The organism is Chryseobacterium camelliae (assembly GCF_002770595.1).
GTDB classification, from domain to species: Bacteria; Bacteroidota; Bacteroidia; order Flavobacteriales; family Weeksellaceae; genus Chryseobacterium; species Chryseobacterium camelliae.
Genome location: NZ_CP022986.1, coordinates 316,213 through 333,893, shown reverse-complemented (window position 1 = coordinate 333,893; position 17,681 = coordinate 316,213). Strand labels below are relative to the sequence as shown.

Genomic DNA, 17,681 nt, shown 5'->3' with positions numbered 1-17,681 from the left:
AATGAAAAGAAGAATCAAACATGTTACGGTTCTCGGTTCAGGAATCATGGGAAGCGGTATTGCTGCGCATTTTGCCAACATTGGCGTTCGGGTGTCGCTGCTGGATATCGTCCCTTTTGAACTTACGGAAGCAGAACAGAAGAAAGGTTTGACCAAAGACGACAAGGCGGTAAGAAACCGTATCGCAGCGGAGAACTTTGAGAAACTGAAAAAAGCAAGCCCTGCCCTGCTCTATTCGCCGAAGTTTGCAGACCGGATCAAAACAGGGAACTTTGATGATGACCTTCCTAAAATAAAGGATACTGACTGGATTATTGAAGTCGTTGTTGAAAAGCTCGACATCAAGAAATCGGTATACGAAAAAATCGAACAGTTCAGGAAACCGGGTACCCTTATTTCTTCCAATACTTCTGGGATCCCGATCCATTTTCTGACTGAAGGAAGGAGCGACGACTTCAAAAAATATTTTGCCGGAACCCACTTTTTCAATCCGGTACGATACCTGCCGCTTCTTGAGATCATTCCGACGAATGATACACTTCCTGAAGTGGTGGATTTCTATATGTCCTATGGCGCTAAATTCCTTGGCAAAACAACTGTAGAGGCCAAAGATACCCCGGCGTTCATTGCGAACAGGATCGGCGTATTCTCCATCATGGACCTCCTTCATAATGTCAAGAAACTGGGACTGAATGTTTCAGATGTTGATAAACTTACCGGTCCGGTCATCGGCCGTCCGAAATCAGCTACATTCAGGACTGCCGATGTGGTAGGCCTTGACACCCTGGTTATGGTTGCCAACGGCGTTCGTGAAAGCGGCGTGGAAAAAAATGATTTCTACAATGTATTCGAGCTTCCGGATTATATCCAGACCATGGTGAATAACAAATGGCTGGGCTCCAAAACAGAACAGGGATTCTATAAAAAAGTAAAGAATGCTGAAGGAAAATCTGAGATCCAGGGACTGAATCTGGATACTCTCGAATATGAACTTCAGGGCAAGTCATCCTTTCCTACCCTGGAACTGACCAAAAATATTGACAAGCCTATTGACCGTTTTAAAGTTCTGATCGGCGGTAAGGATAAAGCTGCCGAGCTGTACAGGAAATCACTGGGTTCCCTGTTTGCTTACGTTTCCCATAAAGTACCGGAAATTTCCAACGATATCTATAAGATCGATGATGCTATGAAAGCGGGATTCGGATGGGAAAACGGTCCGTTTGAGATCTGGGATGCTGTCGGCACAGCCAAAGGGGTCGAGCTGGCTAAAGATGCCGGTTACGAAGTTTCAGACTGGGCGAAGCAGCTGGCCGAACAGGGCGGCACCTTCTATAAAGTGAATGATGAAGGACAAAGCATTTACTACAGCAAAGATTCCGGTGAGTACAATACCATTCCCGGACAGGATTCTTTCATTATCCTCGATAACATCAGGAAAAATAAAACACTCTGGAGCAATTCAGGCTCCGCTATTGAAGACCTGGGTGACGGCATCATCAACTTTGAGATCCGTTCCAAAATGAATTCTTTAGGCGGCGAAGTCCTGGACGGCCTGAACAGGGCTATCGACCTTGCCGAAAAAGAATATGACGGACTGGTCATCGGCAATCAGGGAACCAATTTCTCGGTTGGTGCCAACCTCGCCATGATCCTGATGATGGCCATCGAGCAGGACTGGGATGACCTGAATATGGCCATCGCCTATTTCCAGAAATCCATGATGAGGGTACGGTACTCCTCTGTTCCGGTAGTCGTTGCTCCACACGGCATGACACTCGGAGGCGGATGTGAAATGACCATGCACGCAGACCGCGTCGTAGCAGCCGCCGAAACCTATATCGGACTGGTGGAAACCGGAGTCGGCGTTATTCCCGGTGGCGGAGGAACCAAAGAGCTTACCCTCAGAACGTCCAGGGAATTCCATAAAGACGACGTTAAAAACAACAGGCTCCGTGAAGCTTTCATGAACATCGCCATGGGTAAAGTAGCCACTTCAGCGTATGAAGCCTATGACATGGGAATCCTGGAAAAAGGCAAAGACATTGTTGCCGTAGACAAAAGAACCCAGATCATGACCGCAAAAATGCTGGCCAAGAGCCTTGCCGAACACGGATATACCCAGCCAATCGAACAAAAGGTCCGCGTGTTAGGAAAAGATGCCCTCGGAATGTTCTATGTAGGAACCGATCAGATGCTCACCGGAAACTACATCTCCGAACACGACAAAAAGATTGCCGATAAACTGGCTTATGTGATGGTCGGAGGAAACCTGTCTGAAGAAACCGTAGTCACCGAGCAATACCTGCTGAACCTTGAACGCGAAACCTTCCTGTCCCTCTGCGGAGAACGGAAGACGCTGGAAAGAATTCAGTATATGTTGCAGAAAGGGAAACCGCTAAGGAATTAGATTTCTGTAAAATGTAAAAAGTATTAATGTATTCACGATGCACAATTTCAGAGATTTGGAAGTATGGACGAAAGCTATGAAACTATGTAAAATTTTTTACACCGTTTCGGCTGATTTTCCAAGGGATGAACTGTTTGGACTAACATCACAGGCGAGGAGAAGCCTATATTCCATACCCTCAAATATCGCAGAAGGTGCAGGCCGGGATACCAACAATCAATTTTCACATTTTCTGAATATTGCATTAGGATCTTCCTTTGAATTTGAAACTCAGCTTTTGATTGCTCAGGATTTAGGCTTTCTTAAGGACAATGATTTCAATTTCATCTATTCTGAAATAAAATATATTCAAAATATGCTTGCAAAATTGAAACATAAAATTAATACTCAAACATTTTAAACCATTAATACATTTTACATCAATACGTTAATACAAAAAAATGAAAACAGCATACATCATAAAAGGATACAGAACAGCGGTAGGTAAAGCACCTAAAGGATCGCTCCGATTTACCCGTCCGGACGTTATGGCGGCAACGGTCATCGAGAAGCTGATGGCTGATGTACCGCAACTGGATAAAAACAGGATTGACGACCTTATCGTAGGCAATGCCATGCCGGAAGCAGAACAGGGACTGAATGTAGCCCGTCTGATTTCCCTGATGGGACTGAATACCGACAAAGTTCCCGGTGTAACCGTAAACCGGTACTGTGCGTCAGGAAGCGAAGCCATAGCTATTGCGTCCGCTAAGATCCAGGCCGGAATGGCCGACTGCATTATTGCAGGAGGGACGGAATCCATGTCATTCATTCCAATGGGCGGTTATAAGCCGGTTCCGGAAACGGATATCGCCAAAACCAATCCGGATTACTATTGGGGCATGGGATACACCGCAGAAGAGGTTGCCAAGCAGTATAAAATCACCCGCGAAGAGCAGGACCAGTTTGCCTTCGAATCGCATATGAAAGCCCTGAAAGCCAACGCTGAAGGCCGCTTTGCCGACCAGATTGTCCCGATTCCGGTGGAATACAATTTCCTGGATGAAAACCAGAAAATGCAGACCAAAAAGTTTGATTTCTCCGTTGATGAGGGCCCAAGGGCAGACACTTCCCTCGAAGGCCTTGCCAGGCTGAAGCCTGTTTTTGCCAATGGCGGAAGTGTAACCGCAGGAAACTCTTCCCAGATGAGCGACGGAGCCGCTTTCGTGATTGTCATGAGCGAAGAAATGGTGAAGGAACTCGGACTGGAACCGCAGGCCCGACTGGTCTCCTACGCCGCCGCCGGACTGGAGCCGAGGATCATGGGTATGGGACCTCTGTACGCCATCCCGAAAGCCTTGAAGCAGGCCGGGCTGGAACTGAAAGACATCGACCTCATTGAAATGAATGAAGCTTTCGCCTCCCAATCCGTCGCCATCAAAAAAGAACTGGATCTGAATCCTGACATCCTGAACGTCAACGGAGGCGCTATCGCCCTCGGCCACCCGCTGGGCTGCACCGGTACCAAACTCACCGTACAGTTGCTTGACGAAATGAAAAAACGCGGCAGCAAATACGGCATGGTCACCATGTGCGTAGGAACAGGACAAGGTGCAGCAAGTGTTTTTGAACTTTTATAGTGATTTTGGATTTTGAATTTTAAATTTTGGATTTATGCAGAAAGATAACATAATCAAAGAAAAATCATTTCATTTTGCTTTGCTGATTATTGAACTTTACAAAATATGCAAACTCCAAAATGAGTTTATACTTTCTAAACAGCTTTTAAGGAGCGGGACTTCAATAGGTGCTAATATTCAGGAAGCTCTAGCTGGATTTTCTGAAAAGGATTTTTTGCATAAGATGTCTATTGCGAGTAAAGAAGCCAGAGAAACACAATATTGGATAGATTTATTATCAGAATCTCAATTAGTCAAATTTGATGAGGCTAAATACAAAACAGAAATTAAAAGTATTGTGAATATTTTGACCTCTATAGTTAAAACGGTTCAGGAAAGAAAAAAAAAGAACAGGATTCAAAATCCATAATTCAAAACTCAAAATTAAATAATTAGTAAAACAGTATTAAATGGGAAATATAACAAAGGGCGGTGAATTCCTCATCAAGGAAGTTCCTGCAAACGAAATTTTCAGTCTTGAAGAACTGAACGAAGAACAGAAAATGCTCCGGGATTCTGCCAAGGAGTTTATTGACCGGGAAGTGGTCCCGCAAAAAGAACGTTTCGAAAAGAAAGACTATGCATTGACGGAAGAGGTAATGCGTAAACTGGGAGAAATGGGGATGCTGGGCATTGCCGTTCCGGAAGAGTACGGAGGCCTGGGAATGGGATTTGTAACGACGATGCTGGCTTGTGACTACCTTTCCGGAGCTACAGGTTCCCTGGCTACGGCTTACGGAGCGCATACCGGAATCGGGACCCTGCCGATCGTATTGTACGGTACTGAAGAACAAAAGAAAAAATACCTTCCGGATTTAGCCGGCGGAACCAAATTCGGGGCGTATTGCCTGACGGAACCGGATGCCGGATCTGATGCCAATTCCGGGAAGACGAGAGCGAAGCTTTCGGAAGACGGAAAACATTATATCATCAACGGACAGAAGATGTGGATTTCCAATGCGGGATTTGCAGATACCTTTACTTTGTTTGCTAAAATTGATGATGACAAAAACATCACCGGATTTGTGATCAACAGGTCTGAACTGGAAAACCCGGACAGCCTGACATTCGGAGAGGAAGAACATAAGCTGGGTATCCGTGCCTCTTCTACCCGACAGGTATTCTTCAATGACATGAAGATCCCCACTGAAAACCTTCTGGGAGAACGGAACAACGGGTTTAAAATTGCGCTGAATGCCCTGAACGTAGGCCGTATCAAGCTTGCAGCAGCATGCCTGGATGCCCAGAGAAGGATCTTGAACCATTCCATCCAGTATTCCAATGAAAGGAAACAGTTTGGGGTATCCATTTCAACTTTCGGAGCCATCAGAAAAAAAATTGCTGAAATGGCAACCGGGACTTTCGTAAGTGAAGCCGGATCATACAGGGCGGCCAAAGATATCCAGGATAAGATCGACGAACTGGTAGCCGGCGGACTGGACCACCAAGCGGCAGAGCTGAAAGGTGTTGAGGAATTTGCCGTGGAATGTTCGATCCTGAAAGTATTCGTATCGGATCTTGCCCAGCATACCGCTGATGAAGGGATCCAGGTATACGGCGGAATGGGATTCTCTGAAGACACCCCGATGGAATCTGCATGGAGAGACTCCAGGATTTCCAGGATCTATGAAGGAACGAATGAAATCAACAGGCTGTTATCAGTTGGAATGTTGATTAAGAGAGCAATGAAAGGTGAACTTGACTTATTGTCACCGGCAATGGCGATCAGCAAGGAACTCATGGGCATCCCTTCTTTCGATGTGCCTGATTATTCCGCATTCATGAGCGAGGAAAAGGCGTTGATTGCCAACCTTAAGAAAGTATTCCTGATGGTTTCCGGCGCAGCGCTTCAGAAATACATGATGGAAATCGAAAAGCAGCAGCATCTGTTATTGAACGCTTCTGAAATCCTTAACCAGATTTATATGGCAGAATCTGCTGTACTGAGAGCTGAGAAGCATTTCTCACCGGATTCCGTGGAAGCGGCAATGGCACAGCTGAACCTTTATAAGGCCGTAGAAAAAATTATCTCAGCAGCTAAGGAAGGTATTGTATCCTTTGCAGAAGGCGACGAGCAGAGAATGATGCTTTCCGGTTTGAGAAGATTTACCAAATATACCAACCATCCGAATGTTGTGGCACTGACAGAAAAAATCGCAGCCCACTACATTGAAAAAGGAAATTATTAGTCTTTTATATAAGGGATATTTCATTCCGGCGCCCCATTAGGGGCGCTTTTTTGTTGGAATATTTCTATATTTGATGAAAAATATAACAAATGAAAATACTATTATTAATCCTAAGCCTCAGTACTGCCATGGTTTCTGCTCAGAAGAATCCGGGACAGAAAAGAAAGAATGACAGTGTCAGGCTGTTCAGTCCGAAAGATACCGCCAATCGTAAGAAGGAAACCCGATCTATGGACGGCATGCCTGTTGCGAAGCCGGATACTTCCGTGTATTCCGGATTGAATGCCCCGGTGAAGAATGAAAAGCAATACCGCATCCTGAATGGTATGGAACCTAAAAAGCAGGTAAAACCCGAAATAAGAAAGGAGCCTGAAAAGTCTAAATAAAAGCGTTAGATCACAACCAGATCATGATGCCCTGAAACAACATTGAAATTGTATAATAAAATGACCCGGAACATGTCTTCTTTGGAGTCATTTTTTTTATTTTTGTACCACTATTTCCATCTGAATGACAAAAGAAGACCTGCTGAACAAAGCCATTAAGATTGCTGATAAAGCCCATAAAGGCCAGACCGACAAATACCACGCTCCGTATATTGCCCACGTTATGCGTGTTATGGAGTACGGCAAAACGCTGGATGAAAAAATTGTAGGCGTACTGCATGATGTGGTAGAAGACCATCCCGAAGAATTCAGCATAGAATACCTGCGGAGTGAAGGCTTTCCCGAATACATCCTGTTTGCCGTTAACTGCCTTACCAAGCTTGATCCTGAGGAAGACTATGAAGAATTCGTACGCAGGACGGAGCGTTCGCCATTGGCTGTTGCGGTAAAGCTCAATGACCTGCGTGACAATATGGACCTGCGCAGGGTTAACCGTGAACTCACGCCGAAAGACATCAAGAGATTCAATAAATATCTAAAGGCCTACCGGTACCTGATTGAAAAATACTGATGATCACACCTGGCCAATGCTTCATACCCATTTAACAACTGTTGTAACCGCTAAAATACCAGGTGCAGTAATTTATGAATCGGCCAGACAAAGATCTGAATTGAAATTGCCCTTGATTTTTTTAAGAATTAAAAACCTTAATCCGCTCCCGGAAAATCAAACGTTTTGACGTGATGGTTGGTCCCGTCGATATTGACGTTCAGTGCAAGATAGATAAAATGGAGGTTCCTGTTTCCGGTAGCTTCAAATTCCCGCTGCCATAAATAGCCTGTCAGGATCCCGAAATAATCATCGATCTGGTATCCGAATCCGCCATACACCCTGTTCCTCGCAAATGTAGGCTTCATAGGGCTGACAAAGAAAACTTCATCATAAGCATTGGTAAACACCGTTCCTTTCTTAACCGTTTTGGAATTGAGCGGAACGGTAATATTCAGCCGGTAGCGGTACCGCATCCTCTGGAACGTTTTATCCGTATTGGGTTCATAGAACCAGCTTTTTTCCGCCCGGAAACGGTTCTCGAACTTGACGATCCCTTTTTTGACATCGATAACGTCCTGCAGCCATATTCTCAGCTCTTCCCTGCCCAGGTCATGGTTTTTGTAATTCACGTACCTTCCGGCACCGATAAAGGGCTTATGGTTTTTGGTAAGGTTATATCCTACCCCTCCTTTGATTTCGTAATAATCCGGATAGGAATAATCTTCATTGCCACGGAGCTGTCCCTCCGCATACAGGAAAAATTTGGGATGAAACTTGTAGGTAAGCGTTACGGCATTAAAGCTGGAAATATGATCCTGTGCTTTGAACAAACTTATGCCGGCCAGAAGGCACAGACCTAGGAAACGTTTCATAGAAAATTTTTGCAAAAATATCTTTTTTAACAATTCCGTAATATTAAGTTTACTTAACATTAATATTGTAGGAAATCCCTACCCGGAACCATCTTCCAGGCATCTGAACACCAAAGGTTTCAGAATACCGGGCATTGGTGATATTGTTAACAGCAATATATGCCGTAAAGTCTTTCTGAATAAAATTTAACCTTGAATCCAGCAGATGGTAGCTTCCTAGATTCAGCCGTTCATTATACCTGTACATGACCTGGGCATTAAAATTCCGCAGGAACGTAACATTTGCGCCAGCAATCACCTGATGCTTCAGGTTGTCCAGCACATACCTGGAAACCAGCTCGTCGGATTCCCTGAATGTCGTATCCAGATAAGTGTATCCCAAGGAATATTTAAACCACTGCGTCACCTGATGTGCGGCTTCCATTTCAATCCCGCGGGTATTGATCTGATTGACGTTGCGCGCATACCAGATCGGATCGTTCAGGGTATTCTTGATCCAGTCGATAGGCTGGTCAGAATTCCGGATGAAACCGCTGATTTTAGCCAGGACCACGGAATTCTGGAACTGGTAGCCGATCTCTGCTGAAACGGCTTCTTCAGGCTGCAGGCTGGCGTTCCCCTGCTCTGTTTTGCTGGAATAATACAGTTCAGTGAACGTAGGCACCCGGTACACTTTGGCAATATTTCCGTATACTTTATTGGAAGCATTGAAATGATACCCTACATCCAGTCCGGGATAAAAGAAATTGCCCTGCGTGGAATAATTGGCCCATGAAATACCCGGGGCAATATTCAGCTTATTGTTTAACAGGGAAAAATGATGTTCAAAGAACAGCTGCGATACGAAACGTTCCCTGCTCCCGAGATTATTACTGGCCAGGAATTCCTTCCTCAGCTCCACACCCAGTGCAGTGGTTCCCAGAGCCCACTGGTAGCTCGAATTAACCTCACCGCCTACGTTATTCCCGATGTGCATGTTCCGGTAGATCTCCGGCTTTTCGCGGTTAAAAAGGTACATATCCTGCCCTCTTCTCCAATAGACGTCTGAATTGATCTTGAATCTTCCAAATGTCTGGTGATGCGCTACACTGACCACGGAAGCCTGCGTTTCCTCATACTGTTCCGTAGCTTTTGGGGAAGAATAGAATCCATTAGCCCCGAATTTCTTCTCCGAAAACCCTGCCTGAAGCCTCAGATCCCCGTTACGGATGGCCAGCCTGCCCTGATAGAACACATTGCTGATCTTGTAGTCCGTATTATGCATATAGCCTTCCGAGCCTGAAGTATTGGCCTGGAGGGAATTGGAAAACTTCTCATTGCCGGCCTGCGCATTCATGCCCAGTCCATACATACTGAAATCGCCGCCTTCCGCACTGATCTTTACTTTCTTTCCCAGGCTGACTTTAGTAATGATATTGATGACCGCGGCATAGGCATTCTGCCCGAACCTCCTGGCTGCAGGGCCTTTGATTACTTCAATCCTTTCCACATCGTCCAGGTCCACCGGAATATTCATGGTGTTGTGCCCGGTCTGCGAATCATTCATCCGGATGCCGTTCAGAAGCAGCAGCACCTGTTCAAAAGAGCTTCCCCTGAATCCCAGGTCACTCTGCACGCCGTTGGCTCCCCTTCTCCGGATATCCATTCCCGGGATCTGCTGAAGTACTTCGTCAATGCTCTGGGCCGGAGAATGCGCAATGTCTTCGCGGGTAATCAGTGTAATGTTCTGGTTGGCATTTTTGAAAGGCGTTGAAATCATTTTCCCCTGAACTTCTATGCTTTCAATATCAGCGGATTTCTCCTGGGCTCCTGCATACAGGCTGGCACCGAGGAAAAATACAGGAAGTATTTTTTTGATCATATTCCGGATGTTCTTAATCTTTTGCAGGCGCAAATGTAAGAAGTAAAACAGGATGAATCCATGACGGATATCATAAAAAAAGATGCAGCGGCTGCATCTTCTATGGGAACAGGAAAAATTTATCTTTTCCTCATCAGATGTGTAATCAAATCTCTAAATAACTTTACCATGGCTTAATTACTTATCTACTGTTACAATTTTATTAAAAATTATGATATAAAACAATACCACACAGCCAAAATCTGTTAAATTTCATAAGATTAATCTTTTGAAGATGATGTTTAAAGCATATTTAAAATATTGAATATCAAATTAATATGAAACAAATTATCTATTATCTCAATTTGATAATTTAATTATGATTTCCTTAGTTCTTATCCATGGTCCATGAATTGTACACATGCATCTTTTCCGCTAAAATTTCGTAACTTTGTTAGTCTCAATTTTACTATGGCTTCAATTAAAGATATAGATATAAAAAAGCAGGTTTTCGTTAAGAACGCACACCTCAACAACCTCAAACACATCGATGTACTCATCCCGAAAAACAAGCTGATCGTCATCACCGGAGTATCCGGAAGCGGCAAATCATCCCTGGCTTTCGATACCATTTATGCGGAAGGCCAGAGAAGGTATGTGGAGAGTTTAAGCTCCTATGCCCGTCAGTTCCTCGGTAAGCTGGAAAAGCCCAAAGTGGACGACATCAAGGGCCTTGCCCCTTCGATTGCCATCCAGCAGAAAGTGATTTCTTCCAATCCGCGGTCTACGGTAGGGACTTCCACTGAGATCTACGATTACCTGAAGCTGCTGTTCGCCAGGATCGGGAAAACCTATTCCCCGGTCTCCGGTGAGGAAGTAAAAAAAGATTCGGTATCGGATGTGGTGGATTTCATCAAGGCTTCTGACCAAGAGGTTTCCTTTTTGCTGACTGCTCCGCTGGACTATGATTCCGAAGCATTCGGTGAAACGCTGAACGTGCTGAAACTCGCCGGTTTTACCAGGCTGGAGATCAACGGCAATGTCGCGGGGATCGAAGATCTGGAAAGCTTCGGGTTTACCCCTGAAAAAGGCATGGCCATAAATCTGGTCATCGACCGTTTTTCCTATGAAGAAGACGAAAGTTTCCTCCAGAGGCTTGCCGATTCTATCCAGATGGCATTTTATGAAGGAAGAGGATACTGTGCACTAAAAAATACCGAAACCGGAAAAGTAAAGGAATTCTCCAATAAGTTCGAGCTGGACGGCATGGAATTCCTGGAACCGAATGTGCATTTTTTCAGCTTCAATAACCCTTACGGAGCCTGTCCGACCTGTGAAGGATACGGAAAGGTGATCGGGATCGATGAAGACCTTGTAGTACCGAACAAAACCCTTTCCATCTATGAAGACGCGGTGGTGTCATGGCGCGGCGAAAGCATGAGTGAATGGAAAAAGTCGTTCATTAAGGAAGCAAAAGGCTTTCCGGTACACAAACCATATCACCAGTTAACCAAAGAACAGAGGACCTTCCTCTGGAAAGGAGACGGAAGCAGGAACTTCCCGTCCATCAATAATTTCTTCAAGATGCTTGAAGAGAACCTCTACAAAATACAGTACCGTGTGATGCTTTCCCGGTACCGTGGCAAAACGCTCTGCCCAACCTGCGAAGGCATGAGGCTGCGTGAGGAAACCAGCTGGGTAAAAATAGACGGGCACAATATCCAGTCGATGATCGACCTTCCGCTGGATGAGCTCTTCCCGCTGATCACCGGATTAAAGCTTTCCGACCACGACCAGGAAATTGCCAAAAGGCTGCTGTACGAAATCACGACCAGGATTGAATTCCTGCTGAAAGTCGGCTTAGGCTACCTGACCCTGAACCGGACTTCCAACACGCTCTCCGGCGGGGAAAGCCAGAGGATCAACCTGGCGACCAGCCTGGGAAGTTCTCTGGTAGGTTCAATTTATATTTTAGATGAACCGTCTATCGGCCTGCATTCCAGGGACACAGAGAATTTAATTGAAGTCCTGAAGAACCTCCGAGATTTGGGCAATACGGTGATTGTGGTGGAGCATGATGAAGACGTCATGCGGGCGGCCGACTATATTATCGACATCGGACCGGAAGCCGGTTACCTGGGTGGTGAACTGGTTTTTGCCGGAGATTACAAAGAACTGAAAGACGCCGATACGCTGACTTCAAAATACCTGACCGGCCGGTTGGAAATCAAAGTCCCTGAAAAAAGGAGGAAGGCTAAAGAATGGATCCATATCAAAGGAGCCCGGCAGAACAACCTTAAAAATGTTGACGTAGATATTCCGCTGGAAAGCCTGGTGGTGATCTCAGGGGTTTCCGGAAGCGGAAAATCAACGCTGATGAAGGAGATCCTGACGAATGACATCATGATCCAGCTCGGACTCGGCGGTAAAAAAGGCGATTATGATTCCGTGGAATTCCCTAAAAAGCTGATCAAAAATATCGAACTGATCGACCAGAACCCGATCGGGAAATCCTCCCGTTCCAATCCGGTTACCTACCTTAAAGCCTATGACGATATCCGCGACCTGTTTGCCAAGCAGAAAACCGCCAAGATGATGGGCTACAAGCCAAAGCACTTCTCCTTCAACGTAGACGGCGGAAGATGCGATGAATGCAAAGGCGAAGGGGTGATCAACGTATCCATGCAGTTCATGGCGGACATCGAGCTGGAATGCGAGGTGTGTAAAGGAACCCGTTTCAAGAATGAGATCCTGGAAATCAAATATGACGAGAAAAACATTTCGGATATCCTCCACATGACGGTGGATGAAGCACTGGAATTTTTCGGGGATAATAAGGAAGACAAGATCGTGACCAAGCTGAGGCCGTTACAGGAAGTCGGATTGGGCTACCTTCAGCTCGGGCAGAGCTCCTCTACCCTTTCCGGCGGCGAAGCACAACGGGTAAAACTGGCTTCTTTCCTCGTAAAAGGCGTAACGACGGAGAAAACCCTGTTTGTCTTTGACGAGCCTTCTACGGGGCTGCATTTCCATGACATCCAAAAGCTCCTTAAATCGCTTCAGGCATTGATTGACCTCGGGCATTCGGTAATTGTGATCGAGCATCAGCCGGACATCATCAAATGCGCGGACTACATCATCGATATCGGTCCAGAAGCCGGGAAACACGGTGGCGAAGTCGTCTTTACCGGAACCCCGGAAGAGCTTGCCAAAAACAAGAAATCCCATACCGCTTTCTACATCAAAGAAAAGCTGGAACAATAAAAACACAGAGCACCTTCAGGGTGCTCTGCTGATTTTAATGCAGTTACCCACTTTATTTTGTGGATTACGTGTGAATTTTAACATTCCGTTTATATGGAATTTGAAAATTATTGTCTACATTTACTATGTAATACAACTGAAGTGAAAACATATTTTGCCTTTTTCATTCCTGAAATTGCAATTAAATTTATAAAAATTTAAGCATAGCATTGTCGGCTATGCTTTTTTATTGTTGTCTAATTAAAAAAATGAGATGTTTTTATCTACTGGATCCGCCTCTAAAGGGCGGATTCTTTTATGGGTGAATCTTAATTATCTAACACTAAACTTCTTCTATATCTAAATTGCCACCAGACTCCATTATATATTCTCAGATATTGTGGTTATCGAAGATTTATTATAAACTTTTACACTACGGGAATCTGTATTTTTTAACAGCCATCATCGTCTACTTTTACAAAAAGTTAAACTTATTATTTTATTGAATTATGAAAAAATTACTTTTACTATTTGTGCTGGCAATGACAGTTTGTTCATGTGAAGGATCTGGAAGTTCTGATTATTGTTCCTATAATGGTCATAGTTTGCATACAGGTGAGAAAGGAGGATGTTATTATTACTCAGGAAGCAAAAAGGTATATGTGGATAAAAGTTATTGTAAGAGTTGCTATTGATGCTTAGTACTTTCTAAAATAATTGTATACGAATCTATTATATAACATTAGAAGCAATAAAAAATTGGTTCACTGAAAGTGATTATATTTTATAAAGGAATCAAATTCAGCTGCATATAGTAACGGCTCAACCAAAAAAGTTGAGCCGTATCTATAAATAGCAATCTTTTAAAATCACTCCTTTTTATTCTTAATCAAACCTTCCAATCTACCCATCATATCATCCTTCTCCTTGAGCATTCTTTCATACAAAGCAATCTTATCTTCGTGAAGTTTGATTATTTCTACCATTGGATTAATATTGTATGTACCTCCATAATTGCCAATAAAAGCCTCATCATTAAAGGTATTGGAAATAATAGTAACCGCATGCTCCTCATCAAAATTCTTAAAAGCATCAACGGGGATGTTCAGCACTCCTGAGATCTTTTTAAGCAGGTGATCTTCGATCACGTCTTTCTGCTCCAGCATGGATACTTTTTTCTGGTTCCATTCGTCGCCCAAATCAAGGGCCAGGGCTTCCTGCTTGATGCCGAGCATTTCCCTGAAGCGTTTTACATTTCTTCCCTGATGTATGTTCTTTTCCATGAGTATCAATTGAGGTTAATTATTAGATTGTAAGCTAAACCGTAAAGGTAAAAAATATCCGGTAAAAATGGTATCCTGCTGATCTAATTATTGATGTTTTTTATGATGCCCTGCCATTACAAGGCAGTTCCGGGAAGTCTTATTCAAATCTCTAGCTATATTGATACAGATAACAACGTTCATGCAAAGGCATGGGATAAAATGGATAATAAGATGTGTCTACTGTAATATAAAATTATTTTTGCGGGGAATTACCTGAAAGACCCGCCTTTTGTCTTAACCGTCTTTAACCAGCTTTGATAGATGGGAAACCAAACCCGATCACCGTTGGATCCGTTACACAGGATAACAATGCCGCTTTTTGTGGGCAGATCCATGAATAGAGCCGCACTTCAGCCTGCATTTTCACCGGTATGGCCTATGGTTCTGAAGCCTTCGTAATTCATCAACCGGTATCCCAGACCGCTTCCGCCTTCGTCTGAGGATGGAAGAACGGGCGTTTCCATCAATGTTATGGTATTTGGTTTCAGGACTTTGTTCAGTTGATGGGAATCCGGGGTAATAGACAGCTCTGCAAAACGAGCCAGATCTTTAATCGTGGTCTGAAGCCCTGCCGCTGCTTTTTCAGTGAAAATCCTCTTCTTTATAGGCCTGCCCTCTTCATCGTATGCCGTTGCTGAGGTCGCCATCATATCGGCAGTCCATTCATAACTGGTATGTTTCATTCCAAGCGGCAGGAAAACATTCTGGTTCATATAGGTGGCGAAACTTTGGTGGGTCTTTTCTTCGAGAAGCAGTTGTGCCAGCGTATAGCCTCCTCCTGAATATTCCCATTTGGTGCCCGGATCACTGATCAGATGCACTGTTTCACCGTTCCGTTTGGTTTTACCATTCAGAGATTCTTCCAGGCTGAGCAGAGCCGTACCCTGATCTGATCCGCCATAGCCGTGTACTGAAAGTCCCGCGGTATGGCTTAAGATCCGTCTCAGTGTTACTTTTGACTGGTCAAATTCGGATTTCGGCAGATGCCATCGGGTGAGATACGGATCAACGGGATCGTCTAATTTTACAAGGCCTTTTTCTGTGAGCTGCATAAAGCCCCATGCAGAAACCAGCTTAGAGATAGAACCAATGTTAAAAATCGTTTCGGGCGTTACGGGTTTCCTGGCTGCAAGATCCGCATAACCTATCGTTTGTATCCAGGCCATCTTTCCATCCCGGATCACAGCAACGGCAACTCCCGGAACATGGTTCTTTTGAGTAAGTTCCCGGCCTGATGCTTCAATTTCCATATACAGCGGATCTGCCTGATGAAGAACCGCATCCTGTGAAGGCCTGGTAGCGGAACAGGAGAAAATCATCCCCAAAAAGACATTAGGTAAGGCACTGATGAAGAACATTTTCAGTCGGATATTATTTCTCATAGATTTAATTACACATTATTCAAATGTCCGAAATAATAATCACTTACAAAAAAGAATTGCCGTTCATCTTTTCCTTTTGGCTTATACAAAGGATTTAATAGTTATCAATTTTAAGTTAAAATACAATATATGGCTATATACGATTTCTGCCGGACCTATTCCAAAATAGAAACAGGAGAAGCGATATGAATCACTTCTCCTGTTGTGTAGCCTCACCAGGAATCGAACCTGGATCTAAAGTTTAGGAAACTTCTATTCTATCCGTTGAACTATGAGGCCTCTTTTTGAGAGCTCAAAGATATTAATTTTAATTGAAAAATACCAATACCTTACCGGTGCTGCCTTAAATTTTATGCTTACAAATTGATTTCAAGACAGATTATTTTCTGATGATCCGAACCATACACAGATCCGGAAGGGAAAAATTCAGAAATTACCGGTGCATGTAAGGTCCGGAACCCAAACCGGGACCTGTATGGAATGATCAAAAAGACCGGCTGTTAGAGCCGGTCCGGTTGGGGAAATCCGTTCCCGTGAATTAAGCATCCGTGTTATTGCCTGCCGCTTTTTTATACTTCGCTTCATTGATTTTGTATTCCGCTTTGGCATCCAGGATCTCGGATTTTGCCTGCTGCCATAAGACCTGTGCTTTCAGCACTTCCTCAGCAACCACGGTGCCGGCATCGTACCGGTCCTGGTTCAGCCGGAGGTTTTCGGTGGCCTGCACCAGCGATTTTTCAGAGAGCTCAATGCGTTTCAGGGACTGGTTGAGCTGCATGGCCGCATTCTGGAGTTCCAGCACCAGCAGTTCGCTGGTTTCTTCCATTTCCAGCTTCTGAGCGGCCGTCTTGTAATGCTGTTCCTTTACTTTTTCTTTTCTCGCTCCCCAGTCGTAAATAGGGATATTGACCGACAGCATACCGACGAATCCCAGCATTTCATTCTTCCTGTTGACCGGATTGACTTGTTTCCCGAAACTGGAGAATCCGATGCCGGAAAGGGCTACGGTTGGCTTCCGGTCACCGTCCAGCAGCTTTTCCTGAAGCTCGTTGATCTCCACCGCTTTTGCCAGAATGGAAAGCTCCGGGCGGTGCGTGGGTCTCAGCGTGTTGTCCGAAAGGACATCGGTAAAATTCCCGTCCATAGAGTCCTGCACATCAAAACCGGAACCGGTGATACCGGTGATCTGTGCCAGGTTTAACTTAGCCATGGCCAGTCCGTCCTCTGCCCTTTTAAGGTTGAGCTGCGCTTCATTCTGCCGGACCTCTATTTTTAACAGGTCATTTTTATAGGTGAGCCCAGCATCAAACGCATTTTTTACATTGGTATGGAGTTCATCCAGCAGGCGGATGTATTCTTTGGCCAAGGCCGTTTTTTCCTTCGCATTCACAATCTGCCAGTAAGCGGTTTCCGCAGCAAGCTTTACTTCTTCGCCGGTGAGGTCTTTCTGGGCAAACTGCAGATCCAGTACCGCAGCCGAAAGTTTTTTACCGGTTTCCACTTTGCCGCCGGCATACAGCACCTGCGTGGCATTCAGGCTGGCACTGCCCAATACCTCAGGAATCAGGGCAGACAGCGGTTTGGAAAAGTAATAGCCTCCCAGGCTTCCGTCCAGCGTAGGTTTCCCGCCGGCTTCAGCCGCTGCCTGTGCGGCTTTTGCCGCTTCTATATTCTGCTGGGCCCTCTTGATCTTTTTATTGTTTTCCAGGGCGAGTTTTTTGGCTTCGTCAACGGAAACCACTTTTTCCTGTGCCCGGAAATGAACTCCGGCGGACAATACCAGCACCAGAACTATCTTGGATATCGTATCGTATATGATCTTCATT

The 17,681-nt window shown here is 44.7% G+C and carries 13 protein-coding genes and 1 tRNA gene; 8 read left to right on the top strand and 6 right to left on the bottom strand.

The window, feature by feature from the left end:
• The first annotated feature begins 1 nt into the window (after position 1).
• The 7 genes from CGB83_RS01430 to CGB83_RS01400 all read left to right on the top strand — a co-directional run bounded on the left by CGB83_RS01430 (position 2) and on the right by CGB83_RS01400 (position 7,211).
• Complete coding sequence (locus CGB83_RS01430; RefSeq protein ID WP_100074169.1) at positions 2-2,407, top strand: 3-hydroxyacyl-CoA dehydrogenase/enoyl-CoA hydratase family protein; 2,406 nt, start codon at positions 2-4, stop codon at positions 2,405-2,407.
• A gap of 55 nt (positions 2,408-2,462) precedes the next feature.
• Entirely contained in the window at positions 2,463-2,807 is a 345-nt protein-coding gene (locus tag CGB83_RS01425) for a four helix bundle protein (RefSeq protein WP_309871442.1), read from the top strand.
• Between the two features lie 40 nt (positions 2,808-2,847).
• Positions 2,848-4,026, top strand: a complete 1,179-nt coding sequence (locus CGB83_RS01420; protein WP_100074167.1) for a thiolase family protein — start codon at positions 2,848-2,850, stop codon at positions 4,024-4,026.
• 34 nt (positions 4,027-4,060) lie between these two features.
• Complete coding sequence (locus tag CGB83_RS01415) at positions 4,061-4,435, top strand: four helix bundle protein (protein ID WP_100074166.1); 375 nt, start codon at positions 4,061-4,063, stop codon at positions 4,433-4,435.
• Between the two features lie 40 nt (positions 4,436-4,475).
• Positions 4,476-6,254 (top strand): acyl-CoA dehydrogenase family protein, encoded by a 1,779-nt coding sequence (locus CGB83_RS01410; protein WP_100074165.1) that lies wholly within the window; start codon positions 4,476-4,478, stop codon positions 6,252-6,254.
• 89 nt (positions 6,255-6,343) lie between these two features.
• Positions 6,344-6,640, top strand: a complete 297-nt coding sequence (locus CGB83_RS01405) for a hypothetical protein (RefSeq protein ID WP_100074164.1) — start codon at positions 6,344-6,346, stop codon at positions 6,638-6,640.
• 124 nt (positions 6,641-6,764) lie between these two features.
• Positions 6,765-7,211, top strand: a complete 447-nt coding sequence (locus CGB83_RS01400; protein WP_100074163.1) for a phosphohydrolase — start codon at positions 6,765-6,767, stop codon at positions 7,209-7,211.
• Between the two features lie 137 nt (positions 7,212-7,348).
• On the opposite strand, the gene CGB83_RS01395 is transcribed toward CGB83_RS01400, so the two are convergent.
• Together CGB83_RS01395 and CGB83_RS01390 are read right to left on the bottom strand one after the other, a co-directional pair.
• Complete coding sequence (locus CGB83_RS01395) at positions 7,349-8,065, bottom strand: DUF2490 domain-containing protein (protein ID WP_100074162.1); 717 nt, start codon at positions 8,063-8,065, stop codon at positions 7,349-7,351.
• Positions 8,066-8,114: 49 nt separating this feature from the next.
• Positions 8,115-9,926 carry a TonB-dependent receptor plug domain-containing protein gene (locus tag CGB83_RS01390; RefSeq protein WP_100074161.1) on the bottom strand — a complete coding sequence of 604 codons (1,812 nt, stop codon included), beginning with the start codon at positions 9,924-9,926 and terminating at the stop codon, positions 8,115-8,117.
• A gap of 450 nt (positions 9,927-10,376) precedes the next feature.
• On the opposite strand from CGB83_RS01390, the gene uvrA reads away from it, so the two are divergent.
• On the top strand, positions 10,377-13,169 hold the full coding sequence (gene uvrA / locus CGB83_RS01385; protein WP_100074160.1) for an excinuclease ABC subunit UvrA: 2,793 nt from the start codon (positions 10,377-10,379) through the stop codon (positions 13,167-13,169).
• An 848-nt stretch (positions 13,170-14,017) separates the two neighbouring features.
• Here uvrA and CGB83_RS01380 read toward each other — a convergent pair.
• From CGB83_RS01380 to CGB83_RS01365, 4 genes are all read right to left on the bottom strand, one after another.
• Positions 14,018-14,431, bottom strand: coding sequence for a helix-turn-helix domain-containing protein (locus tag CGB83_RS01380; RefSeq protein WP_100074159.1), 414 nt, complete (start codon positions 14,429-14,431; stop codon positions 14,018-14,020).
• 392 nt (positions 14,432-14,823) lie between these two features.
• Complete coding sequence (locus CGB83_RS01375; RefSeq protein ID WP_100074158.1) at positions 14,824-15,855, bottom strand: serine hydrolase domain-containing protein; 1,032 nt, start codon at positions 15,853-15,855, stop codon at positions 14,824-14,826.
• Between the two features lie 207 nt (positions 15,856-16,062).
• Positions 16,063-16,134 (bottom strand) — tRNA-Arg (locus tag CGB83_RS01370).
• A 259-nt stretch (positions 16,135-16,393) separates the two neighbouring features.
• Positions 16,394-17,680, bottom strand: coding sequence for a TolC family protein (locus CGB83_RS01365; protein WP_100074157.1), 1,287 nt, complete (start codon positions 17,678-17,680; stop codon positions 16,394-16,396).
• Position 17,681: the final 1 nt, after the last annotated feature.